This window comes from Nonomuraea sp. 3N208, from assembly GCF_052245935.1.
Classification (GTDB): domain Bacteria; phylum Actinomycetota; class Actinomycetes; order Streptosporangiales; family Streptosporangiaceae; genus Nonomuraea.
In genome coordinates this window covers 12,219-35,973 of record NZ_JBQQBR010000022.1, presented here as the reverse complement: position 1 = coordinate 35,973, position 23,755 = coordinate 12,219, and the positions used below count along the sequence as shown (strand labels likewise).

23 protein-coding genes are annotated in these 23,755 nt (G+C 71.1%); 10 read left to right on the top strand and 13 right to left on the bottom strand.

Annotated elements, in window-relative coordinates; translation table 11 throughout:
- Positions 1–4 precede the first annotated feature (4 nt).
- The 3 genes from ACTWPT_RS30685 to ACTWPT_RS30675 all read left to right on the top strand — a co-directional run bounded on the left by ACTWPT_RS30685 (position 5) and on the right by ACTWPT_RS30675 (position 3,799).
- Complete coding sequence (locus ACTWPT_RS30685; RefSeq protein ID WP_443180963.1) at positions 5–1,864, top strand: prolyl oligopeptidase family serine peptidase; 1,860 nt, start codon at positions 5–7, stop codon at positions 1,862–1,864.
- The gene (locus tag ACTWPT_RS30680) at positions 1,861–3,123 is read left to right on the top strand and encodes a M20/M25/M40 family metallo-hydrolase (RefSeq protein ID WP_443180962.1); all 1,263 of its coding nucleotides are present in this window, start codon (positions 1,861–1,863) and stop codon (positions 3,121–3,123) included. The genes ACTWPT_RS30685 and ACTWPT_RS30680 overlap by 4 nt, the downstream gene beginning before the upstream one ends.
- A gap of 70 nt (positions 3,124–3,193) precedes the next feature.
- A complete protein-coding gene (locus ACTWPT_RS30675; RefSeq protein ID WP_443180961.1) occupies positions 3,194–3,799 on the top strand; it encodes a TIGR03086 family metal-binding protein in 606 nt (201 codons plus the stop codon).
- Here ACTWPT_RS30675 and ACTWPT_RS30670 read toward each other — a convergent pair.
- The 3 genes from ACTWPT_RS30670 to ACTWPT_RS30660 form a co-directional block, all read right to left on the bottom strand.
- Positions 3,796–4,539, bottom strand: a complete 744-nt coding sequence (locus ACTWPT_RS30670; RefSeq protein ID WP_443180960.1) for a DUF427 domain-containing protein — start codon at positions 4,537–4,539, stop codon at positions 3,796–3,798. The two genes, ACTWPT_RS30675 and ACTWPT_RS30670, sit on opposite strands and share 4 nt — an antisense overlap.
- A 28-nt stretch (positions 4,540–4,567) precedes the next feature.
- A complete protein-coding gene (locus ACTWPT_RS30665) occupies positions 4,568–5,155 on the bottom strand; it encodes a hypothetical protein (protein WP_443180959.1) in 588 nt (195 codons plus the stop codon).
- A 90-nt stretch (positions 5,156–5,245) separates the two neighbouring features.
- Complete coding sequence (locus ACTWPT_RS30660) at positions 5,246–6,097, bottom strand: DUF72 domain-containing protein (protein ID WP_443180958.1); 852 nt, start codon at positions 6,095–6,097, stop codon at positions 5,246–5,248.
- Positions 6,098–6,161: 64 nt separating this feature from the next.
- Here ACTWPT_RS30660 and ACTWPT_RS30655 point away from each other — a divergent pair, with 64 nt between their 5' ends.
- Positions 6,162–7,022 carry an NAD(+)/NADH kinase gene (locus tag ACTWPT_RS30655; RefSeq protein ID WP_443180957.1) on the top strand — a complete coding sequence of 287 codons (861 nt, stop codon included), beginning with the start codon at positions 6,162–6,164 and terminating at the stop codon, positions 7,020–7,022.
- Here the strand turns inward: ACTWPT_RS30655 and ACTWPT_RS30650 are convergent.
- Complete coding sequence (locus ACTWPT_RS30650) at positions 7,019–8,659, bottom strand: YibE/F family protein (protein WP_443180956.1); 1,641 nt, start codon at positions 8,657–8,659, stop codon at positions 7,019–7,021. The two genes, ACTWPT_RS30655 and ACTWPT_RS30650, sit on opposite strands and share 4 nt — an antisense overlap.
- Positions 8,660–8,731: 72 nt before the next feature.
- On the opposite strand from ACTWPT_RS30650, the gene ACTWPT_RS30645 reads away from it, so the two are divergent.
- Positions 8,732–9,439, top strand: a complete 708-nt coding sequence (locus ACTWPT_RS30645) for a DUF72 domain-containing protein (RefSeq protein WP_443180955.1) — start codon at positions 8,732–8,734, stop codon at positions 9,437–9,439.
- Positions 9,439–10,407 (top strand): magnesium transporter CorA family protein, encoded by a 969-nt coding sequence (locus ACTWPT_RS30640; RefSeq protein WP_443180954.1) that lies wholly within the window; start codon positions 9,439–9,441, stop codon positions 10,405–10,407. The genes ACTWPT_RS30645 and ACTWPT_RS30640 overlap by 1 nt, the downstream gene beginning before the upstream one ends.
- On the opposite strand, the gene ACTWPT_RS30635 is transcribed toward ACTWPT_RS30640, so the two are convergent.
- The 4 genes from ACTWPT_RS30635 to thrS form a co-directional block, all read right to left on the bottom strand.
- A complete protein-coding gene (locus ACTWPT_RS30635; RefSeq protein WP_443180953.1) occupies positions 10,374–10,820 on the bottom strand; it encodes a hypothetical protein in 447 nt (148 codons plus the stop codon). The two genes, ACTWPT_RS30640 and ACTWPT_RS30635, sit on opposite strands and share 34 nt — an antisense overlap.
- 29 nt (positions 10,821–10,849) lie before the next feature.
- Positions 10,850–11,797, bottom strand: coding sequence for a TAXI family TRAP transporter solute-binding subunit (locus tag ACTWPT_RS30630; protein WP_443180952.1), 948 nt, complete (start codon positions 11,795–11,797; stop codon positions 10,850–10,852).
- Positions 11,794–13,932 carry a TRAP transporter permease gene (locus tag ACTWPT_RS30625; protein WP_443180951.1) on the bottom strand — a complete coding sequence of 713 codons (2,139 nt, stop codon included), beginning with the start codon at positions 13,930–13,932 and terminating at the stop codon, positions 11,794–11,796. Before ACTWPT_RS30625 ends, ACTWPT_RS30630 begins: the two co-directional genes overlap by 4 nt.
- A gap of 102 nt (positions 13,933–14,034) precedes the next feature.
- The gene (gene thrS / locus ACTWPT_RS30620; RefSeq protein ID WP_443181125.1) at positions 14,035–15,255 is read right to left on the bottom strand and encodes a threonine--tRNA ligase; all 1,221 of its coding nucleotides are present in this window, start codon (positions 15,253–15,255) and stop codon (positions 14,035–14,037) included.
- A 158-nt stretch (positions 15,256–15,413) separates the two neighbouring features.
- On the opposite strand from thrS, the gene ACTWPT_RS30615 reads away from it, so the two are divergent.
- The gene (locus ACTWPT_RS30615) at positions 15,414–16,385 is read left to right on the top strand and encodes a response regulator transcription factor (RefSeq protein ID WP_443180950.1); all 972 of its coding nucleotides are present in this window, start codon (positions 15,414–15,416) and stop codon (positions 16,383–16,385) included.
- On the opposite strand, the gene ACTWPT_RS30610 is transcribed toward ACTWPT_RS30615, so the two are convergent.
- On the bottom strand, positions 16,382–16,831 hold the full coding sequence (locus ACTWPT_RS30610) for an ATP-binding protein (RefSeq protein WP_443180949.1): 450 nt from the start codon (positions 16,829–16,831) through the stop codon (positions 16,382–16,384). The genes ACTWPT_RS30615 and ACTWPT_RS30610 overlap by 4 nt on opposite strands.
- Before the next feature lie 210 nt (positions 16,832–17,041).
- Here ACTWPT_RS30610 and ACTWPT_RS30605 point away from each other — a divergent pair, with 210 nt between their 5' ends.
- Positions 17,042–17,509 (top strand): adenylyltransferase/cytidyltransferase family protein, encoded by a 468-nt coding sequence (locus ACTWPT_RS30605; RefSeq protein ID WP_443180948.1) that lies wholly within the window; start codon positions 17,042–17,044, stop codon positions 17,507–17,509.
- A 111-nt stretch (positions 17,510–17,620) separates the two neighbouring features.
- Here ACTWPT_RS30605 and ACTWPT_RS30600 read toward each other — a convergent pair whose 3' ends face one another.
- The 4 genes from ACTWPT_RS30600 to ACTWPT_RS30585 are packed head-to-tail and all read right to left on the bottom strand — an operon-like array spanning position 17,621 to position 22,219.
- Positions 17,621–18,808 carry a DegT/DnrJ/EryC1/StrS family aminotransferase gene (locus tag ACTWPT_RS30600; RefSeq protein WP_443180947.1) on the bottom strand — a complete coding sequence of 396 codons (1,188 nt, stop codon included), beginning with the start codon at positions 18,806–18,808 and terminating at the stop codon, positions 17,621–17,623.
- Positions 18,805–19,557 carry an amidohydrolase family protein gene (locus ACTWPT_RS30595; RefSeq protein ID WP_443180946.1) on the bottom strand — a complete coding sequence of 251 codons (753 nt, stop codon included), beginning with the start codon at positions 19,555–19,557 and terminating at the stop codon, positions 18,805–18,807. Before ACTWPT_RS30595 ends, ACTWPT_RS30600 begins: the two co-directional genes overlap by 4 nt.
- Positions 19,554–20,222: an amidohydrolase family protein gene (locus ACTWPT_RS30590; RefSeq protein WP_443180945.1), complete on the bottom strand. Its 669-nt coding sequence runs from the start codon at positions 20,220–20,222 to the stop codon at positions 19,554–19,556. Before ACTWPT_RS30590 ends, ACTWPT_RS30595 begins: the two co-directional genes overlap by 4 nt.
- Positions 20,222–22,219, bottom strand: coding sequence for a PQQ-binding-like beta-propeller repeat protein (locus ACTWPT_RS30585; protein WP_443180944.1), 1,998 nt, complete (start codon positions 22,217–22,219; stop codon positions 20,222–20,224). The genes ACTWPT_RS30590 and ACTWPT_RS30585 overlap by 1 nt, the downstream gene beginning before the upstream one ends.
- Positions 22,220–22,301: 82 nt before the next feature.
- Here ACTWPT_RS30585 and ACTWPT_RS30580 point away from each other — a divergent pair, with 82 nt between their 5' ends.
- Entirely contained in the window at positions 22,302–23,027 is a 726-nt protein-coding gene (locus tag ACTWPT_RS30580) for an amidohydrolase family protein (protein ID WP_443180943.1), read from the top strand.
- Positions 23,024–23,752, top strand: coding sequence for an amidohydrolase family protein (locus ACTWPT_RS30575; RefSeq protein WP_443180942.1), 729 nt, complete (start codon positions 23,024–23,026; stop codon positions 23,750–23,752). The genes ACTWPT_RS30580 and ACTWPT_RS30575 overlap by 4 nt, the downstream gene beginning before the upstream one ends.
- Positions 23,753–23,755: the final 3 nt, after the last annotated feature.

Here is a 23,755-nt window from a genome sequence, read left to right as displayed (position 1 = left end):
TGTTGTGAGCATTCGACCGATCGACGTGGCCCGTACCGACGGCAGACCTCTGTGGGTGGAGGCGGTGGCCACGCCTTCCGGGGTCGAGGCCTGGTGGGACGAGCCGCGCCCGCACGAGGGCGGCAGGCGGTGTGTGGTGCGCCGGCTGCCGGACGGCTCCCGTACCGACGTGCTGCCCCAGGGGTGGAACGCGCGTAACCGGGTGATCGAGTACGGCGGCCGCTCCTGGCGGCCGCTGCCGGGCGGCGGGCTGGTCTTCACGAACTGGGCCGACCAGCGCCTGTACCGGCTCGACGGCGGCTCCAATCCCCTGCCGATCACCCCTGAGGGTCCCTCTCGCTATGCCGACCTCTACTTGCCTCCCGGCAGGGACGAGGTGTGGGCCGTACGGGAGACCGGCGACGTGCGGGACCTGGTGGCGGTGCCGCTGGACGGCGGGCCGGTCAAGGTGATCGTAAAAGCCCACCATTTCCTGATAAATCCGCGCATTTCGCCCGGCGGGCAATATGTCGCTTGGATCGGCTGGGATCACCCGAACATGCCCTGGGACGGCACCGAGCTGTGCGTGGCCCCGCTGCGCGCGGACGGCACGGCAGGCGAGCACCGCGTAGTGGCCGGCGGCCCGCGGGAGTCGGTGACGCAGGCCGAGTGGCGCGACGACGGCGCCCTGTACGCGGCGACCGACCCCACCGGCTGGTGGAACATCCACCTCGTCCACGTGGACGGCTCCCCCGGCCGCAACCTGACGCCGATGGAGCTGGAGTTCGGCGACGCGGCGTGGAAGCCGGGCCTGACGTACTTCGCCGTCGCGGCGGACGGCAGGCTGGTCGTGATCTACGGCACGGGCGACGGCCGCCGCCTCGGCGTGCTCGACCCGGACACCGGTGACCTGCGGGAGATCGGCGGCACGGCCACCCACTGGTCCGCGACCGTGTCGGTGGCGGGCGGCAGGGCGGCGGCGGTGCAGGCGACGCCGTACACGCCCATGGAGGTCACGCTCGTCGATCTCGACGGGGGCGCGCCCGAGGTCGTGTCGGCCAGGAAACCGCTGCCAGACCGCGGTCTGCTGCCCACTCCGGAGGCCGTGACGATCGAGGGCGTGCACGCGCACCTCTATCCGCCGTCCGGGATCCAGGGCCCGGGCCCGTACGTGATCTTCGTGCACGGCGGCCCGACCATGCACCTGCCGATGGTGCTCGACCTGGAGATCGCGTACTTCACCAGTCGCGGCATCGGCGTCGCCGTGGTGAACTACGGCGGCTCGACCGGCTACGGCCGCGCCTACCGGGAGCGGCTGCGCCACCAGTGGGGCGTGGTGGACGTGGGAGACTGCGCCAGAGTGGCCCGCGGCCTGGTCGAGCTGGGCCGCGCCGACGCCGCGAAGATCGCCATCCGAGGCGGCAGCGCCGGCGGCTGGACCACGGTGGCGGCGCTCGTGCACAGTGACGTCTTCGCGGGCGGGGTGGCCCACTACGCCATCACCGACCCGGAGAGCTGGGCGGCCGAGACGCACGACTTCGAATCCCGCTACCTCGACGGCCTGGTGGGGCCGTTGCCCGAGACGCGGCTGCGCTACATCGAGCGCTCGCCGCTGCTGAACGCGGGCCGCGCGTCGGGCCCGTGCCTCATGATGCACGGTCTGGAGGACGCGATCGTGGACGTCGGGCAGGCCGAGCGGTTCACCGCCGAATTGGACAAACATGGCAAAGAGTGGGCACTGTTGACCTTCCCCGGCGAACAGCACGGCTGGCGCAGGGAAGAGACCATCGTCGCGGCGCTCGAGGCCGAGCTAGCCTTCTACGGGCTGATCTTCGGCATGGAGACGCCCGAGGTGCCGCCGCTCACATTGAAGGGGAGAGCGTGAAGAGCGTCGCCGAGATCTGCTCGGATCTGATCAGGTTCGACACCACCAATCCGGGGTCGGGCGAGCGCCCGGCGGCGGAATACGTGGCCACGCTGCTGGTCGACGCGGGCCTGGACACGGTCGTGTTCGAGTCGGCGCCGCGGCGGACCACGGTCGTGGCCAGGATCGACGGCGACTCCCCCGACGCGCTCCTCATCCATGGTCACTTGGACGTGGTGCCCGCCGATCCCGTCGAGTGGCGCATGCACCCGTTCTCCGGGGAGATCGTGGACGGCTGCGTGTACGGCCGGGGCGCGGTCGACATGAAGGGCTCGTGCGCGATGACGCTCGCGACCGTGCTCGACCTGGCGGCGCGTGGCGTGCGGCCCAAGCGGGACCTGGTGCTGGCGTTCCTGGCCGACGAGGAGGCGACCGGCGACTACGGCTCGCGGCACGCGGTGAGCGAGCACCGGGAGCTGTTCGACGGCGTGAGCGAGGCGATCAGCGAGTCCGGCGGCTTCAGCGTGGCCTCCGGCGCCCACCGGGTCTACCCGATCGCCGTGGGCGAGCGCGGGACCGCCTGGATGAAGCTCACCGCGCACGGCGTGGCCGGGCACGGCTCGCGTCCCCCGGTGGACAATCCGGTCGCCACGCTGGTGCACGCACTGTCGCGGGTGGCCTCCTACCAGTGGCCGGTCCGCCTGACGCCATCGGTGGCGGCGTTGCTCCAGAGCCTGTCGGAGATCACCGGCCAGCCGATCGACCTGGACCGGCTGGACGCCGAGGCCGCCCGGCTCGGCCCGCTCGGCGGCCTGTTCAAGAGCCAGATCCGCAACTCGGCGAACCCGACCATGCTGGCGGCCGGCTACAAGGTCAACGTGGTGCCTTCGACGGCGGAGGCGCACGTGGACGGGCGTTACCTGCCCGGGCTGCAGGAGGAGTTCCTTTCGACGATCGACGAGCTGCTCGGGCCCAAGATCACCCGCGAGTTCGTCAACCTGGAGGACGCACCCGCGGCGCCGTACCCGTCGGCGTTCTTCGACGAGCTGGCCGGGGCCCTGGTGGCCGAAGACCCGCTCGCCCGGCCGGTGCCGTACGTGATGAGCGGTGGCACAGACGCCAAGTCGTTCACCAGGATCGGCATCAAGGGGTACGGTTTCGCGCCGCTCATGCTCCGGCCGGACCTCGACTACTTCGGGATGTTCCACGGCAAGGACGAGCGGGTGCCGGTGGAGGGCCTGGAGTTCGGCACGCGCGTCCTCACCCGCCTGCTGGTGTGACCGCGGACAAACTATGGAACAAAGCATTCCGTTCTGATAGAGTGAGAGTCACCACGAAAGGGGCTCTCCGATGAGCAATGACATGATCTCCAGCGGTTGGGACGTCCTGGACGCCTCACACGAAGCGCTGCGCAAGGCGGTCCGCGCCGTGCCCGCCGACGGCTGGTCCCTGCCCACGCCCTGCGCGGGCTGGACCGTCGCCCAGGTCTTCCAGCACGCCGTCGGCGATCAGATCGGCTTCGCCGCCGCGCTGACCGGCGAGCCCGGCCCCGACTTCAACCCGTTCGACCCCTCGGGCGTGCTCGAGGGGGTGGACCCGTCGTCGTTCATGGAGGACGCCCTGGCCCGCACGGCCAGGGCGTGGGCGGGCGTCGACAGGAGCGCCGCCGAAGTGCCCACGCCGGTGCCGCCGCACAAGATGTCCCCGTGGTCCGGCTCGGCGGCGTGCGGCCTGGACGCCGCGGTGCACGCCTGGGACATCGCCCTCGCGACGGGCCGGCCGTCGCCGCTCACGCCCGAGCTGGCCCGCCCCCTCCTCAAGGTCGCCAGGGAGATCGTCGAGCCGCTGCGTGCCTGGGGCGCGTACGCCGTCGCCCTGGCCCCCGCGCAGGGCGACGACGACGTGGCGGCCCTCCTGCGTTACCTGGGCCGCGACCCCCACTGGAGCGCCGCCTAGGAGAACTTGGTCTTCGGCCGCTCCTGCAGCTCGCCGTCCACATAGATGTCGAGCTTCTCGTTGTAGAACGCGATCAGCCCGGCGACCCGCTCGCTCTCCGGCAGCGGCGTCCGGTACGACCAGGCCAGGTCCTCCTTGCCGTTGACCGACCAGTACTCGGCCGTCCCCTTGTACGGGCAGTGGGTGACGGTGTCGGTGTGCTCGAGCAGGTCGAGCCGTACGTCCGGCTTCGGCAGGTAGTAGCGGGCGGGCAGCCCCGTCTCGAAGAGGATGCGCGCGCCGCGGGAGTCGGCCACGGTGACCCCGTCGACCTCCACCCGCACGTGCCGAGAACTGGGCAGGATGTCCACCCGCGTGTACGGGTCGCGCGGGTGGAAGTAGACCTGCTCGTCCTCCTCGAACCAGGCGTCCATGGCGGCCCACTCGAACCGCACATGACCCCGGATCTCCTCCAGCGGCGAGTCCGGGTACGCCAGCGCCGCCTCGGCGGCCTCCGACGTACCGGAGGTGACGGTGTAGACGACGGCGTCACCCCTGCTCGGGGAGTGCTTGGTGGTCCCGGTCGCCTTGAGCGCGGCCTCGTCCACGTCCGCGAGCGGGAAGTAGTAGGTGGGGTAGTACGGGACTTCCCACACCAGGAGAGCGGAGGTGGTGTCGGCCACCACCCGGCCGCCCAGGTAGGTCCTCACGCGCTTGGCCGTCCGCTCGACGCGTACCCGGCCCCGGTTCCCAGCATCCATGCAGGCGGCAACCCCGGCGGCCACGCGCCTATTCCAGCCCGAACGCGGCCAGCGTCCCCCACGTCGTCAGGGTGCCCACCACCGCTCCGGCGAGGACCTGCGCCCACGTGTGATGCGCGAGCCGCACCCTGGCCCAGCACACCAGCCCGACGAGGGCGCCGCCGTCGATCGCGGTCGGCAGGGCGGGCAGCACGTGGGCGAGCACCACGACCGTGCCCGCGGACACGGCGGCGTGAAAGGAAATCTTCCACCGCAACGTGACGGGAACGGTCACGGCCAGCGCCGCCAGCATCGCCGTCACAGTCGCCACGAGCAACGTCGGCGCCCCCAACACGGCCAGCAGCATGAGCGCGAGGAGCACCGCCGCCACGGCGGCGAGCAGGGGGCCGGTGCGACGGGAGCGGTCCACGATGTGATGCGAGTCGAGCCGCCCGGACCGCACCCCTACCGCGATCACCGCCGCCGGCACGCCACCGCAGCACGCCGAGGCCACAAGCCCCCAGGCCGCGCCGCTCCACCCTTGCGCGAGCAGGCCGACCACGGGCGGCATAACGATGACCAGCACCTGCGGCGCCAGCAGATCCGTCACACGTCTCGCCACGATCTCGGCCGTCATGTCACGGAAGATTACGCGATCATGCCCGCCCGCCGCCCACAGGGCCGGATACCCTGACCGCTTGCGGCTAGGGACCGAAGCCCTGCGGACTCAGAAGAGGGTCAGCGGCTCGTTCGGCATCGGGTCGGGAAGCGGGTCGAGTTGCGGCACGCGGGACCGTACCTCGTCGTGGAAGCGACGGGCCAGCGTCAGCGCGTCGGCGTTGTCGGGAGTGTGGACGAAGACAGTCGGGGAACGGCCTTCGCGTAGCCAGTCGCAGACCATGTCCAGCCACGGCCGCCAGCCCTCCACCGTGCGCTCCGTGGCGTCCCGTCCCAGATAGCGGACGATCGGGTGGCCGGTCAGGGCCCGCGAGCGGCGCGGCACCCGTGGCTTCTTGGTCCACGCGTCGCGTTCGGCGTCGCTGGTCGGCCGGTCGGCGAACAGGACGGTGGTGTCGAACGGTACCCATTCGGCGTCGACGGCGGCCAGGACGCGCTCCAGGAGCCGTTCGGAGCGCTCGTCCTCGAAGAACGCCCGGTGCCGGACCTCGACCGCACACCGGAACGAGCGAGGCAGGCGGCGCAGGAAAGCCGCCAGCGCGCCGAGGTCGGCGGGGCCGAACGAGCCCGGCAGTTGCACCCACAGGGCATGCGTCCGCGCGCCGAGCGGCTCCATGGCCTCCAGAAAGGCGTGCAGCTGGTCGTCGGTGCCGGTCAGGCGGTGCTCGTGGGTGATGGGCTTGGGGAGTTTGATGACGAAGCGGAAGTCCGGGCCGGTCTGAGCGGCCCATGACTCCACGGTCGCCCTGGTCGGCGTCGCGTAGAACGTCGTGTTGCCCTCCACCGCGTTGCACCAGGTCGCGTACGCGCGCAGGCGCTCACCGGGCGGGAGCGAGCCGGGCAGCAACCGCCCCTGCCACGACGCGTGCGTCCACATCGCGCATCCGACGTAAAGTCGCATGGACGTGACGCTATCGGAGTCCCGTCCCGGAGATACGCAGCGCGCTGGTCGTAAGGTGGGCCTCATGGGCATGGTCGGAACGGTCGGGCTGGTGTTGCACCCGCAGCGCGACTCCAAGAAGGCGATAGACACCATCCTGCGCTGGGCGGCGGGCAAGGGTGCCACGGTGCTGGGGCTGCCCGAGGAAGTGGGACGGATCGACTGCACCGCCGTGGCCGTAGACCCCATCGCCCTCGTCGAGCGGTCCGATCTGCTGGTCGGGCTCGGCGGCGACGGGACGATGCTGCGCACCATGCGGCTGCTCGCCGGGCGGCCGACGCCCATACTCGGGGTCAACCTGGGGCGGCTCGGGTTCCTCGCGGAGATCGACGTGGACGAGCTGGCGGACACGCTGTCGGCCATCGACGGGCACCGCTACACGGTTGAGTCGCGCATGGCGATCAGGAGCCGGGTCGGGGACGTGGAGGTGACCGCCTTCAACGACATCGCGCTCGTACGGATCCCCGGAGAAGGGCTGGCCGCCGTGTCCGTCACCCCGGCGGGCAGCGATTTCGTCCGGTACGCCGCGGACGCGGTGATCGTGGCGACCTCCACCGGCTCGACCGCCTACAGCTTCTCCGCCGGAGGGCCCATCGTGTCGCCCCGGGTGGAGGCCATCCTGGTCGTGCCGGCCGCGGCGCACTCGGCGTTCAACCGGGCCCTGGTGCTGCCCGCGGACGAGGACGTCACGCTGGAGGTGTTGCCCAGGAGCGGGCGGCTGGCGGTCGAGGTGGACGGGGCCGTGGTCAGGCACCTGTGCCCCGGCGACCAGATCACGGTGAGCGCGTGGCCGGGGGCGGCCAAGGTGGTCCGGGTCGGCACCACGTTCTACGAACGGGCGCGGCGGAAGCTGCGGGTGGACGGCAGCACCGAAGCTTATCCCTAGGCGCCCGGCCGGCGGCGATGACGTGCCGGCGACGGCCGGTCGGCGGCATCGCCTTGCCGGGCGCGCTCGGCGGGACGCGTGCCGGCACCGGCGGGATGCCCGGGCGGGCCCTCTGGAGGGCCGGGACGGAGCGTGGCCGGGGTGAAGAAACCGCCTTCCGGGACGGGGGTGTCACGGGGACGGTCCGAGCCGGTCTCGCGGCGATCGTCTGGGTCTGAGAAGAAGTCGTCCCGAGCGTCGTCGTCCTGGCGGCTGAAGAAGTCGTCGTCCGCATCGTCGTCCCTGCGGCTGAAGAAATCCCCGGGCCCGTCCTCCTGGCGGCTGGAGAGGCTTTCGCGCCTGTCACGGCGGCTGGAGAGGCTTTCGCGCCCGTCACGGCGGCTGGAGAGGCTTTCGCGGCGACTGGAGAGCTCCTCGTGCCCGTCAGGGCGAGGAGGCCCGTCACGGCGGGACCGCCCGTCATGGGGAGACTCCGGCGCGGCCTGGCGGGAGGCGGTCAGGGCCGCCAGGGCGGTGGTGATGGGGACGGCCGAGATGAGTCCGAGCGTGCCGACCACGCTGCGGACGATCTCCTGCGTGATCACCGGCGTCGTGAGCACGTCCCCCAAGGGCTGCGAGCCGATGCTGAACAGCAGCAGCAACGGCAGCGACGCCCCCGCGTACGCCAGGATGATCGTGTTGATCACCGACGCGATGTGCGCCCGCCCGATGCGGCTGGCCGCCCGGTAGAGGCGCGCGAACCCGTAGGAGGGGTTGGCCCGCGCCAGCTCGGCCACCGTCACGGCCTGCGTGACCGTGACGTCGTCGAGCACCCCCAGCGCGCCGATGATGATCCCGGCCAGCAGCAGCCCCTGCGTGTCGATGGACACGCTCATGTCCAGCATCAGCGAGCTGTCGTCGGTGATGCCGTTGAGCTCGGCGAACCCCAGCGCCCCGTACGACAGCACGCCGGTGAGCGCCAGGCTGGCCAGCGTGCCCAGCAGAGCCACCGAGGTGGACGGCGAGAAGCCGTGTGTCAGGTAGAGCACGACCAGCATGATCGCCGCCGACCCGACGATGGCCACCAGCATGGGCGGCTTGCCCTCGAGGATGCCGGGGATGACGAACGTCAGCAGGAGCACGAACGTGACCGCCAGCCCCACGAGCGCGGTCACGCCGCGCCAGCGGCCGAAGGCGATCACCGCCAGCGCGAACGCCGCCCCGAACAACCACAGCGGCAACGCCCGGTCGTGATCGGAGATCTGGTAGGCGCCCTCCGCGTCGCGCAGCAGGATCACGTCGTCGCCCGGGGCGAAACGCTGCGCGCCGGGGCCGGTGGGCAGGCGGAGCGCGACGTCCTTGCCGGCGTCGGGGCCGTCCCCGACCTTGACGGTGGCGTTCCCGCAGGTGGCGGGGTCCGGCTTGGGCGCGCCTTCCACGACGGCCGGGCACGGTTTGAGCGTGACGCCGGTGACCGTGCCGGTCAGGCGCTCCACGCTGGACTGCGGCGGCGTGCCAGCGTCGTTCGGCCCGTCCGGCCAGAGCCACAGCAGGCCCGCCAGCGTGATGATCGCCAGCGGCACCAGCGCGGCCAGGGTGGCCACGAGCGTGCGCCGCGAGCTGGGGACGGCAGTGCCGTGCGCGTGATTGGCGCCCATCGACGTGTTTGTCCTCCTCGGCTGACGAATAGTGACAGTACTGCACGGCGAAGGTCAGGGTAGGCGTAAAGCATGGCATGGCTGGTCGGCACCTCGGGGTGGCAGTACAAGGACTGGCGGGGGGTGCTGTATTCGGCGGGCCTGCCGCAGCGGCTCTGGCTGGAGGCGTACGCGCGGGAGTTCCCGACGGTCGAGAGCAACAACGCCTTCTACCGGCTGCCCAAGCCGGAGACGTTCGCCGCCTGGCGGGAGCGCACGCCTGCCGGGTTCCTGATGGCGGTCAAGGCCAGCAGGTACCTCACTCACATCAAGCGGCTGGACGACCCGGAGGAGCCGGTCCAGCGGCTGATGGGAGCCGCCGCGGCGCTGAAGGAGAAGCTCGGCCCGATCCTGCTGCAACTGCCGCCGACGCTCAGGGCCGAGCCCGGCAGGCTCGACAGGTGCCTGGCGTGCTTCCCGGGTGACGTGCGGGTGGCCGTGGAGCCGCGGCACGACTCCTGGTGGACCGACGAGGTACGCGACGTCCTGTGCGCCCACGGCGCCGCCCTGTGCTGGGCGGACCGGCTCGGCAGGCCGCAGAACCCGCTCTGGCGCACCGCGGACTGGGGCTACGTGCGCATGCACCAGGGTCGGGCCGGCGTCGAGTACGGCGAAACCTCGCTGCGGACCTGGGCCAAACGGGTGAGGGAGGCCGGCTGGGAGGACGTCTACGTGTACTTCAACAACGACCTGGGAGGGGCCGCGGTGCGGAACGCTCGACGATTTGCCAGACTCGGCTAGTGCACACACGTCTGTACAGAAACGGCGTCCTCGAGAAGGAAGGGTTCCCCATCGAGGACGTCTCCGACTATGTAGAGGATCCAGACAACGTCGTCTGGTTCGACCTGTGCTCGCCAACCCCCGAAGACCTCGGCATGATCGGGGAGGAGCTGGGGCTGCACGAGCTGGCGGTCGAGGACGTGCTGTCCGACCATCAGCGGCCGAAGGTCGACGTTTACGACAACCACCTGTTCATCACCGCGTACCACGTGCACTTCGACGACGACCGGCTGGACCCCGTCGAGGTGAACGTCTTCGTCACCGCCAACGCCCTGGTGACCGTCCGCGAGAGCGACCACTTCGACATCCGCGAAGTGGTCAAGCGCTGGGACGCCAATGCCCGCCTGGCCGGGCATGGGGTGAGCTTCCTGCTGCACGGCCTGCTGGACTACATCGTCGACGCCCAGTTCGACCTGGTCCAGGACCTCGACGGGCAGGCCGAGGCGCTGGAGGAGTCGCTGTTCGAGGACGAGGTGCCCGACGGCAGGCACCTGCAGCAGGAGATGTACGTGCTGCGGAAGAACACCGCCAGGCTTCGCAAGATCACTTTACCGATGCGCGAGGTGCTCGGCACCTTGCTCCGCCGCGACCAGGCGCTCGTCGCCGACCCGGTGATGGTCCCGTACTACCAGGACGTCTACGACCACGTGCTGCGCGTGACCGAGTGGCTGGAGTCGATCCGCGACATGCTCGCGAACGTCCGCGAGACCCGCCTCGCCCAGCAGGGCTTCCGGCTCAACGAAATCATGAAGCGGGTCACCAGCTGGGCCGCGATCATCGCGGTGCCCACCATGATCACCGGTTTCTACGGCCAGAACGTCCCGTACCCGGGCTCCGGTGAGCCCTGGGGCTTCTGGATGTCCACGGTGGCGGTGGCGGTGGCGTCGGTGGCGCTCTACTCGGCGTTCAAGAAGAGGGACTGGTTGTAGGGCGCGCCGCAGGCCTCACTTCTGGCCTCGAGCGTCAGTTCCACCGCCAGCCGCACCTCGGCCGCCCCGGCATCCGGGAAGAGCGGCAGGCAGCGGCCGCCGGCCAGGAGGGTGCGCCGGCCGATCGAGGTGGTCAGCAGCGACAGCTCCTCGTACGTGGCCGGCTCGGCCAGGCGCAGCAGCCAGGCGCCCGTCCGCGTCCGGCTGCGGGCGCCCTCCAGCGCGTAGTAGTCGAGCACGCTTTCGTTCTCCGATACGACCGCCCGCATGGTGAAACGACGGCCCTCCACGGTGAACACCTCCGCCGTCGGCGCCTTGTAGATCGAATGCACGTAGCCGATCAGGAAGCCGCCGGAAACGGGCAGGCCGTTCACGGTGAGGCGCCCGGCGCCGCCGCCGGAGCCGAGCGCCATCACCGCCACGATCGCCAGCAGCAGCCTGATCAGGCCTTTTCCTTGAAGTAGCGAGCGGCGCCCGGGTGCAGCTCGACCGGGGCCACCTCCTGGCCGAGCTTCACGTCGAGCTTCTTGGCCTCCGGGTGCACGGCCGACAACTCGGTCTTCTTCTCGAACAGGGTCTTGGTGATGTCGTACGCGAGTTGCTCGCTCATCTTGTCGGGCACGAGCAGCACGTTGCCGATGCCGACGGTCTTGACCGTGCCGTCCAGCTTGTAGACGGACATGTCGACGTCGAGGGAGACGTACTGCTGCCCGTACGTCGACTGCATCTTCGCCAGGACGTCGGACGTGTCGAGCATCTTCATGTCCGGCTTGCTCGTGGCCAGGTCGGTGATGCCGGCCGTGGGCAGGCCGCCGACCCAGAAGAACGCGTCGATGGTGCCGTCCTTGGCGGCCTGCACCGACTCGTTGATCGACAGCTGCTGCTTGGTGATGTCGCTGTCGGGGTTCAGGCCGGCCGCCTCCAGCATGCGCCGGGCCACGACCTGGGTGCCGGAGTTGGCCGGGCCGAGCGAGACGCGCTTGCCCTTCAGGTCGGCCACCTTGGTCGCCTCGACGCCGGGGGCGGCCACGACGTGCGCGTAGTTGTCGTAGATGCGGGCGATCGCCTTGATCGGCTGCTTGGCGGTGAAGGTGTCCTTGCCGTTGACCGCGTCGGCCGCCGTGTCCATCTGGGAGAAGCCGATGTCGGCCTTGCCGCCGGCCAGCAGCTTGATGTTCTCGACCGAGGCCGAGGTGACCGACGCGGTGGCCTGGGTGTTGGCGACGTTCGCCGACAACTGCTTGGCCAGGCCGCCGCCGTACACGTAGTAGACGCCCGTCGTGCCGCCGGTGGCGATCGACAGCCGGTTGCCCGACCCGCCGGCGCCTCCGCCGCCACAGCCCGCCACGGTGAGGGCTGCTGCGGCGACTATCGTAATGATCCGCTTCACGCTGGGTCCCTTCTGCTTCTTCTGACGAGGTGCACGCCGGTGGCCACGGCCAGTACGGCCAGACCCGCGACGATGGGGACGGGTTCGAGGAACAGCAGCAGCACCGCGGCCGCCGCCGCGAGCAGCCGTTCGGGCACGCCGGTCAGGCCGCCCGTGGCCATCGCGAGCGCGGCCACAGCGACCGCCGACACGGCGGCCATCAACAGCACGGTCCCGATCGGCCCCTGCCCGAGCAGGGCCTGGCCGTTCGGCGTCAGCACGAACGCGAACGGCACCAGGAACGCGGGCAGCGTGTACCGCCAGGTCATCATCATCGTCCGGTACGTGTTGCCGCCGGTGATCGCGGCCGCCGCGACCGCCGACAGCGCGGTGGGCGGGCTCACCTCCGACAGCACCGCGTAGTAGAAGACGAACATGTACGCCTCGGCCTGCGTCACGCCGAGCGTGGTGAGCGCCGGACCGATGATCACGGCGGCGATGATGAAGCTCGCGGTCACCGGCACGGCCAGGCCCAGCAGCATGACCGCGAGGGCGGACATGATCGTGGTGAGGATCAGGTTGCCGGCGGCGAAGTCCACGATGATCGCGCTGAGGTTGAGCCCGAGGCCGGTCTGGGTGATGACGCCGACGATGATGCCCGCCGCCGCACACACGGCGGTCACCGGCAGGACCTCCAGCGTGCCCTTCGCCAGGGCCTGCCCGACGCGCTTGGGGGTCATCCGGTGCGCGGGGTCGAGGAACGACAGCGCGAACGCGACTGCCGTGGCGATCACCACGGACTGGAACGCCGACCGGTCCAGCGCCATCAGCACGATGATGAGGATGAGCGAGCTGAAGTGGTAGCCGAAGCGCAGCAGCAGCTTGCCCGCCTTGGGCGCGTCCACCTGCACGGCGTGAGTGCCGAAGCGGCGCGAGTCGACCTCGATGGCCAGGAAGATGCCCAGGTAGTACAGGATCGTGGGGATCGTCGCGTACAGGAGCACCTCGAGGTAGCTGACCCTGAGGTATTCGGCGATGATGAACGCCGCGGCGCCGAGCGTGGGCGGCGACAGGATCGCGCCGATGCCGCCGGCCGCCAGGATGCCGCCCGCCGGCTCCTTCGGGTAGCCGGCCCGGCGCAGCACCGGCCAGGCCACGCTGCCCAGGCTGACCGTGGTCGCCACGCCCGAGCCGGAGACGGTGCCGAGCAGGAAGCCCGCCATGGTGACGGTACGGCCCGGGGCGGAGCGGGAGTTGCGGAAGGCGGCGAAGCTGAGGTCGATGAAGAAGCGGCTCGCGCCCGAGAAATCGAGCACGGCGCCGTAGATCGTGAAGAGGATGATGTAACTGGCTGCCACCTGCATCGGCACGCCGAAGAAGCCTTCGGTGCCGGTGTAGAGCTGCGACACGATCTGGCCGAGGTCGAAACCGCGATGCCCGATCGTCCAGTCAATCGGCAGATATGAGCCGTAGTAGGCATAAATCAGGAAAATAAGGCAGATGATGGTCAGCGCCCAGCCGACGGTCCGCCGTACCGCCTCCAGCAGCAGCACCGTCAGCACCAGGCCCGCGATGATGTCGAGGTCCGTCAGCGCCGCGCCCGACCCGCGATCGCGGAACGCGTCGATGCCGGCCAGCGGATAGACGAGCACGGCCAGCGCGGCCGCGGCCAGCAGCCAGTCGGCCACGGTGGGCCGCTCGCTGCGTCTCGTCCCCTCCGGATGAGCCACCGCCCGTGACACACCGGCCAGCGGGTCAGGCTCGCCTTCTCCCTGGGGCGGGACCGGCCGCCCGTCCACCGTGGCCCCGGCCGGCGGGCCGGCCTCGTCGGCGGCAACGACCTTGGCGGGGTCGCGGCGCAGCCTGCTCACCCACGACGACAGCACCGATCGGAAGCCTTCGCGGCGCAGCCTGCTCACCCACGACGAGAGCCCCGAGCGGTAACACAGGAACACCAGCGGCAACGCCACCGCCAGGAATGTCATCCGATGTTCGAGCGCCTCGACCGGCCGGAACACCACCACGAGCGAGTAGACCGACAACAACCCGCCCACGATCCATACGCCGAGCCGAAGCGCCCCGCCCAGTTGCCGCGCCGGGCGCTCCTGCTCATGGGCGGAGACCAGCTCGGCCTCGCGATCGCTCAGCTCGGTCACGACGTCCTCCCCCGACACGGCTTGCAGGGACTTTACGAGTCCCTTACGCGATCAGGGAAGACTCCGTTACCCATTTGATTTCCCAGCCCGTCAGATGACCCGTCAGATGAACGGTCGCGAATCTGCGGCCAAACGCTCGATGGGCACCTCGCCCGCCTGGCTCCCGTCGCGCAGCCGCACCGCCGCCTGCCCGCTCGCCGCCTCGCGCGGCCCCACCACGAGCTGGTACGGCACCAGCCGGTGCGCCCTGATCCTGGCCCCGAGGCTGCCCCGGTCGGCGGGCGCGAGCTCGGCCCGCAGCCCGGCGGCCAGGCAGCGTCGCAGCAGGTCCTCGGCGGCCGGCAGCTCGGCGTCCGACAGCGGCAGCACCACCGCCTGCACAGGCGCCAGCCACGCGGGGAACGCTCCGCCGTGCACCTCGATGAGGTGCGCGACCAGTCGCTCGAGGCCGCCGACGACGCTGCGGTGCACCATGGCGGGCCGGTGGCCGCCGACGTAGCGCAGGTCGAAGCGCTCGGGCATGTAGAGGTCCACCTGGACGGTCGACAGGGTGGTCTCCCGCCCTGCCGGGTCGGCGATCTGGATGTCGATCTTCGGCCCGTAGAAGGCACCTTCGCCGCGCTCCTCGTCGTAGGCCTGGCCGCGATCCTTGAGCACCTCGCGCAGGATCGCCTCGGAGGCCGCCCACATCTCCGGGTCGTCCACGTACTTGCCGCCGTCGCCGCGCAGCGACAGCCGGTAACGCGCGGCCCGGATGCCGAGCTGCGCGTGCGCGGCCTCGATCAGATCGAGCGACGCCGACACCTCGGCGGCGGCCTGCTCCGGCGGGCAGAACACGTGGCCGTCGTTGAGCTGGATGGAGCGGACCCTGGTCAGGCCGCCCAGGACGCCGGACAGCTCCGAGCGGTACTGGCCGCCCAGCTCGGCCAGACGCAGCGGCAGCTCGCGATGACTTCGCTGCCGCGAGCGGTAGATGAGCGCGTGGTGCGGGCACAGGCTGGGGCGCAGCACGAACTCCTCGCCGCCCACGTTCATGGGCGGGAACATGTCGTCCGCGTAGTGCGCCCAATGGCCTGACCGCTCATACAACTCGCGTTTGCCGAGCACAGGCGAATTGACGTGCTGGTAGCCGCTGCGGCGCTCCAGCTCGTGGACGTAATCCTCGATGGCCTTGCGTATCGCCGCGCCGACGGGCAGCCAATACGGCAGGCCCGCGCCGATCATCGGGTCGGTGTCGAAGATGCCCAGTTCGCGGCCGAGCTTGCGGTGGTCGTTCATGATGATCCTTTCCAAGGAAAGGGCGAACGACCGGCTCCCGGGCATTCGCCCGGGAAGCATGGAGTCAGCGCGCCGGGACGAGGTCCGGCGTCGTCGTGGCGAAGACAAAGGCGCGCTGCATGCTCATCACCGTAACATCCCGACGCTTGTGAAAAAAAGTTTCAAGAAGACCCCAAGGATTGGCAAATGATATAAAAGACGCCGTGGCCGAGATCACCCTGGACGTCCGCCAGCTGCAGTCGTTCGCGGAGGTCGGCTACCAGGTGGCGGGCGGCGGCGACGCGCACGGGGCGATGGCCGCGCTGCGCCGGGTGGTCTCGATGGACGCGTACGAGTTCGTCGCGTTCGACCCCGCCACCGGGCGGCACCACAGCGTCGTCTCCGACGGGCACCGGCGCATCGACCGGGACGCCGCCGAGGAATACGCCGGGCTGGAGGCGTACCGCAGGGCCTTGGCCACCCGAGCGCCCGTCTCCATGCCCGATCCGGACACCGAGCGTTATTTCCGCCGCCACCTCGCCCCCTACGGCTGGCGGGCCGGCCTGACCGCGCCGCTGTTCCTGCGCGAGGGCCGTTACACGGGACTGCTCCACCTCGCGTCCAGGGAGGCGTTCCCGTACCTCACCGGGGCCCTCGTGGCGGCGGTGAGCCCGATGCTGGCGCACGTCACCGACCTGACCAGGTGTGTGATCGACCCGGTGGGGCTGCCGCACGACTTCCACGCGGTCGCCTTCGACCGGCTCGGCGTCCGGCGTGAGGTCCCCGGACGGAAGATGTCGGCCGCGTTGCGGAACGAACCGGCGATGGCCGCGTACGCCAGGGCGTTCATCGACTCGCGCGAGCTGAGCAGGCACGGACTCTGGCTGGACGGCGACGGGCGCTGGCACGAGCTGCGGCTGCTCAGGGCGGGGGTCGGGTTCCAGGGGGCGCTGCAGGGCGCGGTCGCCGCCGAGCGGCCGTGCGCGTTACCGTACGAGCTGACCGGCCGCGAGGTCGACGTGCTGACCAGGGTGGCCGCCGGCGACTCCAATCCCCAGATCGCCGCCGCGCTTGTCCTCAGCGTCCGCACGGTCACCACGCACCTGGAGCACATCTTCGCCAAGCTGCGCTGCGACAGCCGCACCCGCCTCACCACAAAGGCCCTCGCTGAAGGCCTGTGCCGCCTGGATGTCTAGGCGGGCACCCCGGCAGGCATCCTGGCCTGCAGCAGTTCGAACCACACCGTCGTCGAGCCGCTCTCCCGCGTGAACCCCCAGCGGTGGCTGATCGCCTCGATCAGCGGCAGGCCGCGCCCGCTCGTGGCCTGCGTGCTGGTACGGCACACGCAGGGCGGCCCGTCGGAGCCCGCGTCCGACACGCAGACCCGTACCGCCGACTCCGAGCTGGTCACGGCCACCGTGAAGGAGCCGCCGGCGCCGGATCTGGTGTGCAGGATCGCGTTGGTGGCCAGCTCGCTGGTGAGCAGCACGACGTCGTCATAGAGCGGATGATCGCGCCCGAGCGCGGCCGTCACGATCCCCCTGGCCGTGGACACCTGGGACGGAATCCCCGGCAAGCGGACCGTGAGATCGCGCGAGCCGAGCGGATCACCCCCGTTGACACGGTGGAATTCCGGTGCCACGGCGACCTCCCCCATAGTCGGGCCCCTAACTCCAAGCTGCGTTATGGGACGCGCCGGTGGCGGCTAGGAGTTATTGCGAAAAGGTAGGAATGCCCTTTCCCAAGGTCGCCTGCACGACCGCCTGCGCCGACCGAGTACGCTGCGATCGACGAGTCGTCTAGGCCCGTGGGGAGCCGTCGTCGAGGCCCGAGGGGCAGCGGAGGAGGTCGCGTGAGCAGCCTGGAGGCGGTCTGGGTGCAGCCGTACGACAGGCCGGGGGCGGCGGTCGTGACCGGGGTCTTCGACATCCTGCACGTGGGCCACGTGCGTTACCTGGGCGCAGTGGCCGCCCGCGGCCTGCCGCTGCTGGTCGGCGTCGAGGACGATCCCCGGGTACGCGCCTGGAAGGGCCCGAGCCGCCCGTTCAACCCAGCGGCGGAGCGCGCCGAGGTCCTGGCCGCGCTCCGCTTCGTCAGCGGCGTCTTCATCGTGACCGGCCCGCCCGAAGCTCACGGTCCTGAGGACTACATCGACCTGCTCGCCCCGATGCGCCCGGCCGCCCTGGCGCACACGGCCGGGGACCCGCATGCGGGCGCCCGCGCGGCCGCGGCGGCGATTCTGGGGGCGGAGTGCTGGGAGATGCAGGCCATCCCGGGGCGCTCCACGACTCGCATCGTGAACGCCGCCGGCAAGGGCTGAATTTCCGCGTATTTGTCCGCAGAACAGAACAAGCTTCCAGGGCACCGTGGGGACGCGCTCGCCGACGCCTGTCAGCGAGACGACCTTCTCGGCGAACTGCCGGTCGAGCGCTTATGAGGCGAGGACCTTCGCCAGGGCCTGGGCGATGTGGGTGGCGCCGGCGGGGTCGTCCATGAGCATCTGCTGGCGGACCCAGAGCACCTCGCGGGAGGCGGCCTCGGCGGCCGGGCAGGGTTCCGCGCGGGCGCCGGCCTCGGTCAGCGCCGGCATCGTGCCGAGCGGCGGATAGCCGCCGTCGAGGGGCACCCCTTCCGCCGCCATGGCCGCCAGCAGGAACGACCGATCGAACGGCACGTGGAGGCGCAGCATGAGCAGGTGCCGCGAGTCGCGCGTGGTGCCCGGCGGCTGCGGGACCACCGTCACCACGGGCATCGGGATCGCGGCCAGCTCTCGTTCGACGGCCGCGGCGAAGGTGTTCCTGCGGTCGATCTCCTCATCCAGCCGGTCCAGCCAGGGCAGCAGGAGCGCGGCCTGGATTTCGGTCAGGCGCAGGTTCCAGCCGACGCTGGGATGGCCGTACCAGGAGCCGTCCAGCGTGCGGCCCACGTTGCAGGCCGACCAGACGGCCTCGTGGACGGCCTTGTCGCGGCAGACGATCAGACCGCCCTCCCCCGCCGTCATGGCCTTGCTGGCCTGGAAGCTGTAGACGCCGGCGTCGCCGAGCCCGCCGACGGGGCGGCCGCGGTACGTGGCGCCGTGCGCTTGGGCCGCGTCCTCGACGACGGCCAGGCCGTGCCGTGCGGCGACCGCGTTGATGGCGTCCATGTCCGCGGGGCTGCCGGCGAGGTGTACCGGCATGATCGCAGCCGTGCGGGGGGTGACGGCCGCTTCCGCCGCGGGCGTGGACAGGTGGAGGTCGATGGGGTCGACGTCGGCGATCACCGGGGTGGCGCCGGCGAGCAGGACGGCCGTGGCGGAGGCGACGAACGTGTACGCCGGGACGATCACCTCATCGCCGGGCCCGACGCCCAGGCCGCGCAGTGCGGCGAACAGGCCGAGTGTGGCGTTGCCGACGGCGACGCCGTACTCGACGCCGGAGCGGCGCGCGAACGCGGCGGTCAGGTCCGCACAGGCCGAGCCGCCCTGGGTGGCGCCCCAGCGGCCGCTCTCCAGCACGGCGGTGACGAGCTCGCGCTGGGCCTCGTCCAGCGGCGGCGGCCACGACGGCCAGGGGGCGGTGCGTACAGGAGTGCCGCCGTTGAGGGCGAGCGACATCCGGCGGCCGGCGTTGAGTGTCATGCGAGGTGTCCTTCCGTGGTGCCGCCGTCGATGGAGCGGGTCATGCCCAGTACGCGGGCGAGGTTGCCGCCCTGGATGAGGGCTCGGTCGGCGTCGTCGAGCGGGGCGAGAGCGACCCGGCCGAAGCCGATCCGCAGGTCGAGGAAGCAGGAATCGGAGCCGTAGACGACGCGGTCGGCGCCGATCTGGGCGGCGAGGCGGGCGATCCATCGTCCGGTCATCTTGGAGCCGCAGATCTCGAGGTAGACGTTCGGGTGCTCGCGGATCAGCTCGGCGGCGCGGGCGAAGCCGTACGGCCAGAGCCCGGCGTGTCCGAGCAGCAGCGGCACGCCGGCGTGCCGCCGCGTCACGGTGACGAACCGCTCGGGATCACTCCACGGCGAGCCGGTCTGACCGTGGGCGAGCACGGGGAGGCCCAGCTCCCAGACGGGGTCGTAGCGGCGGTCGTCGAGGGGGCACTGGTGCACGTCCGGGTGGATCTTGACGCCCCAGACGCCCTGATCGGTGAGCCGGTTGCGCTGGTGGGGGTTGTAGACCTGCCACACGCCGAACCGGCCGGGATGCCGCTCGGCGGCGGCGAACGCCAGCCGGTTGCCTTCCTCGGCGCTGGGGCCGACGGCGAGCAGATGGCTGATGCCGATCGCGTCGATGCCGAGGCGGTCCATCAGGGCGACCATGCCGTCGGCCGACTGGTCGGGGATGAGGAAGTCGGGCCAGGGGCCGAGGTGGCCGTGCGCGTCGAGGATCACAGCAGGCTACCTCCCGACGCGATCACGGCGATGTCGGCTTCCGGCAGGTCCAGGTGGTCGAGGAGGAAGCGGGGGCCGCAGTCGTCCATGACGGGGGCGCCGGTGCCGAACACCAGCCGTTCGGCGCCGAAGTGCCCGGCCAGCCACTCGACGCCGCGCTGGGTGTTGACGGTGCCGATCTCCAGCCACAGGTTCGGGATCGCGGCCATGAGCTCGCCGATCGCGCGCAGCCGCCGGTAGCCGGGGTTCAGCAGCAGGATGCGCTGCTCGGGCAGTTCCCTGGCGAGGGCGAGCAGTTGCCCGGGCGAGGTCTCGTCGAGGTCGACGGCCGCCGTGACGCCGAGCGCGGCCAGCCAGCGCAGGGCGGTCGGCCCGGTCAGCTCGAAGCGGTGCCGGGCCGGGCAGAGCCTGACCAAGGGCACGTCCCAGTCCGGCACCCGCTCGAAGGACTCGGGCAGCAGCACGGGCACCGGGACGAGCCGGGGATCGTCGAGGTCGAGCAGCGCCTCGTTCCCGGCACGGACGTCGGAGTAGAGGGCGAGGGTGTGGGTCACGTAGGCCTGGTGGATGCCCAGCCGGTCCATCTCCGGCCGCGGGTCCTCCGGCAGGTCGTCGAAGGGTACGGGGCCGATGAGCCGGTGGGCGTCCACGACGAGATCCGCCATCAGCTCTGGGGTGGGGTGACGGTCAGGAGCGGGCAGCTCGGGTCGAGGTCGATTCTGGCCAGGTGCCGGCCGCTCAGGGCCCAGGCCTTCCAGGAGCCGGGCTCGAAGTGGAGCTGCGGGTTGGTGTACCAGTCGTCGCCGAGGCCCGTGGCCACGTGCGTGGCCGTGTCGCTCAGCTCGTAGGCGTTGCCGCCGCCGAAGAACGTGCTGACGAACACCCTGCCGCGGTGGGTGGTCAGCTCGCCGTACCCGGACAGCGTGCCCTGGTGCTTGACCGTCCTGGTGGCCAGGTCCAGAGCGATCCAGGCGCCGGAGTCGCGCTTGTACACGCCGTAGAGGAGGCCGCCGTGCACCGTGATGTCCTGGAAGGTGCGGAAGTTGGCGACCGGGTCCACCTGCCACAACACGGTGCGGGACCGGAGGTCGAAGGCCGCGACGGACGCCGAGGTCTTGACCGGCGTGACACCGCCGCCGCCGAGCACGTCGCCGCCCAGGTAGACGATGCCGTTGCGGGCGTCCAGCGACAGGCTCATCAGGCTTTGGCCGGGGATGACGCCCTTGTAGACGTCGATCTCGCCGGTGTCGGGGTCCACGATCGACAGGGCGCCCTCGAGCTTGCCACCCAGCGGGGCGGAGGCGACCAGCAGCTTGTCGGTCACCGGGTCGTACTCGATGTCCCACGGGCGCTGCTGGTCGTGCCCCAGAGAGCCGAGGCTGCGGACCTCGTCGGTGCGGAGGTCGATGGAGATGATTTTCCCGCTGGGGTAGATGGCGGCGTAGATCTTGTTGCCGCGCCGCACGAGGTCCTTCGGCTCGCCGGGGACGCGGAACCTGCGCTGCTTTCCGGTACGCAGGTCGCGTACGTCCATGAAGAAGTGGCCGCCGACGTAGACGGCGCGGCCGGGCACCAGCAGCATGCTCTGCGGGCGTTCGGGGCCGCTCGGCAGGCCGGCCTCGATCAGGTCGGTGAACTCCGACCGGCCGGTCCGCAGGTCCAGCGACCACATGCCGCCGCTGCCGGGGAAACCGACCAGGGTGTCGTCGCCGGTCAAGGCGAGCCGCCTGGTCTCGTCCTCCCGCGACGGCGAGTCGGCGACCTTGGTGAGCGCGCCGTCGCCGGTGCGGTAGCGGTGGACGGCGCCGTCGGGGCGCGTGGTGCCGTACACCGTGCCGTCGGCGGCCACGGTGAGCGCGTCGAGGCTGCTGCCCGGGGGGATGGCGACCTTCCGGGCGTCGGTGCCGTCCTTGCGTACGTCGATGAGGCTCGGACCGCTCACCGCGAAGATCCGGTCGCCGTGCTCGGCGAGGACCCCGATGCCCGTCGTCCCCTGGGCCAGCTCCTTGACGGCGCCGGTCGCCCGGTTGATCGCGACGAGCTTGCCCTTGTCGAGCAGGCCCGCGTAGACGTTCTGGGCGTCGGCGGCGATGGCCCTGACGTAGCGCTCGCCGGTGGCCAGCACCCCGAAGTCGCGGACCGCGCCGGTGGCGGGGACGTACTCCTTGACCCGGCCGTCGGGGTAGGTGCCCGCGTAGAGTGTTCCGTCCGGGGCCGCGGCGAGGGCCCAGATGTAGCCGCCGTTCCTGCCGAAGGAGGCCAGGTGCGCGACGTCGCCGGTGGCCGGGTCGAAGCTGTAGAGGTCGGGAACGGGGTAGGTGCCGACGTAGACCTTGCCGCCCGACACGGCCGTGGCCCAGCCGCCCTCGGGCTCCCCGGTCGCCGGGCCGTCGGGCAGGCGCACGCTCCTGACGACCTTCCGGGTGGCCAGGTCGATCTCGGCCAGGACGGGCGGCTTCTGGCCGCGCGTGACGACGTAGGCCTTGCCTTCGTGGACCGCGGCGCCCACGATGGCGCCGGTCACCGACGCCGGGCCGAACGTCTCCACCCGCGGCCCGGCACACGAGGGCGCCTCTCGTGGAGTGGCCGCCTGGGCCGGGAGCACCGCTAAGAGCAGGGTGGCGGCCAGGGCCGCGGACACCGCGAGGGACTTACGCGGCATGGCCGCACCTCCACAAGAGCATGTTGCCCAATTTTGGCCCAGACCGTAATGTGCTGAGCTTGATAAGTCAATGGAGGCGGTTGTGACGGCGTTCGACGCGAGCAGGCTGGTCGGCGAGCTCGAGGTGACCCTCGACGTGGATGTCCTGGTCGGAGCCTATCCCGACCGCGACGGCCCGCCGGGCACACCCGGGGCGGTGCTGGACGCCCTCGCCGCGCACCGCATCCGGGCGGGCGCGGTCGCGTCCCTGCGTGCCGCGCTGTTCGACATGCGCTCCGGGAACGACGAGGTCCTGGCTCTGGACACGGCGGTCGTCCCGGTGGGGACCGTGGATCTGCGCGACCCCATCGGCGCCGTACGGGAGATCGACCGGCTCGCCGGGGTGGGCGTGCGGGCCATCAGGCTCTTCCCCGACGAGCAGGGAGTCGAGGCGGGCTTCCCCTCGGTCCGCCACGTCGCCAGGAAGGCGGCCGGGCTCGGCCTCGTCGTGCTGACCGGCGGGGACGTGCGGCGGTTCTGGCAGCCGTTCTCCGGCCTGGACGCCAAGGTCGTCTTCCTCGACACGCACTTCTACCACCTGGGCGACTTCCTCGTGGTCGCCGCCGACGAGCCCGGCTTCCACACCTCGACCCGCCTGCTCAACTCCCCCGACGCGCTGGAGACCGTACCGGCGGACCGGCTCCTGTACGGCTCCCGCACTCCCCACTACGAGCCCGTCGTCCCCCTGCTGCGCCTGGCGACCAGCGGCCTGAAGCCGGACGAGATCGCCGCCGTGGCGGGCGGCAACGCGAGGAGGCTGCTCGGATGATCATCGACGTGCACGCTCACTGGGGCCCGTGGTTCTTCACCATGGACGTGGCCGGAGCCAACCTGACCGCTATGGACCGCTTCGGCATCGACCTGTCGATCGTCTCGGCCACCGAAGCCGTCATCTACGACGCCCCGGCGGGTAACCGGGCCCTGGCCGCGTGGCTGGACACCCAGGACCGCCACCTCGGATATGTCACCATCAACCCCCGCAGACCGGCCGACGCCGGGCGGGACCTGCGCGAATACCTGCCCACCGGCAAGTTCGTCGGCGTGAAGATCCACACTGACTACACGCGGTCGCCCGCCTCCTCGCCGCAGACGCGGGAGGCGCTGGCCATGGTCGCGGAGGCGGGAGTGCCCGCGCTGGTCCACACCTGGGGCGCCACGGTGCTGGACCTGGCCCAGACCTGCCTCGACACGCCCGGCCTGCGGGTCATCGCGGGGCACATGGGCGCCGACGGCTTCGCCCACGCCATCGAGGCCGCGAACGCCTGCGACCGCCTCTACCTGGAGCCCTGCTACTCCCACGCCCCCACCGGCCGTATCGCGCAGGTGGCGGCCGCTGTGGACCGCACGCGGCTGCTCTTCGGCACGGACGCGACCCTCATCGACCCGGCCTCGGCGTTCGGCGCGGTGGCGGCGGCCGGTCTGGATGCGGAGACGGCCGAGCGGGTCGCGTGGCGGAACGCCGCCGAACTTTTCGATCTAGACATTACGGCCTAGGCC

Coding starts and splice junctions, on each gene's coding strand:
- ACTWPT_RS30675 (WP_443180961.1), top strand. CDS start 3,194: ATGAGCAATGACATGATCTCCAGCGGTTGGGACGTCCTGGACGCCTCA.
- ACTWPT_RS30670 (WP_443180960.1), bottom strand. CDS start 4,539: ATGGATGCTGGGAACCGGGGCCGGGTACGCGTCGAGCGGACGGCCAAG.
- ACTWPT_RS30665 (WP_443180959.1), bottom strand. CDS start 5,155: ATGACGGCCGAGATCGTGGCGAGACGTGTGACGGATCTGCTGGCGCCG.
- ACTWPT_RS30660 (WP_443180958.1), bottom strand. CDS start 6,097: ATGCGACTTTACGTCGGATGCGCGATGTGGACGCACGCGTCGTGGCAG.
- ACTWPT_RS30655 (WP_443180957.1), top strand. CDS start 6,162: ATGGGCATGGTCGGAACGGTCGGGCTGGTGTTGCACCCGCAGCGCGAC.
- ACTWPT_RS30650 (WP_443180956.1), bottom strand. CDS start 8,659: ATGGGCGCCAATCACGCGCACGGCACTGCCGTCCCCAGCTCGCGGCGC.
- ACTWPT_RS30645 (WP_443180955.1), top strand. CDS start 8,732: ATGGCATGGCTGGTCGGCACCTCGGGGTGGCAGTACAAGGACTGGCGG.
- ACTWPT_RS30635 (WP_443180953.1), bottom strand. CDS start 10,820: ATGGCGCTCGGCTCCGGCGGCGGCGCCGGGCGCCTCACCGTGAACGGC.
- thrS (WP_443181125.1), bottom strand. CDS start 15,255: ATGCCCGGGAGCCGGTCGTTCGCCCTTTCCTTGGAAAGGATCATCATG.
- ACTWPT_RS30600 (WP_443180947.1), bottom strand. CDS start 18,808: ATGACACTCAACGCCGGCCGCCGGATGTCGCTCGCCCTCAACGGCGGC.
- ACTWPT_RS30590 (WP_443180945.1), bottom strand. CDS start 20,222: ATGGCGGATCTCGTCGTGGACGCCCACCGGCTCATCGGCCCCGTACCC.
- ACTWPT_RS30585 (WP_443180944.1), bottom strand. CDS start 22,219: ATGCCGCGTAAGTCCCTCGCGGTGTCCGCGGCCCTGGCCGCCACCCTG.
- ACTWPT_RS30575 (WP_443180942.1), top strand. CDS start 23,024: ATGATCATCGACGTGCACGCTCACTGGGGCCCGTGGTTCTTCACCATG.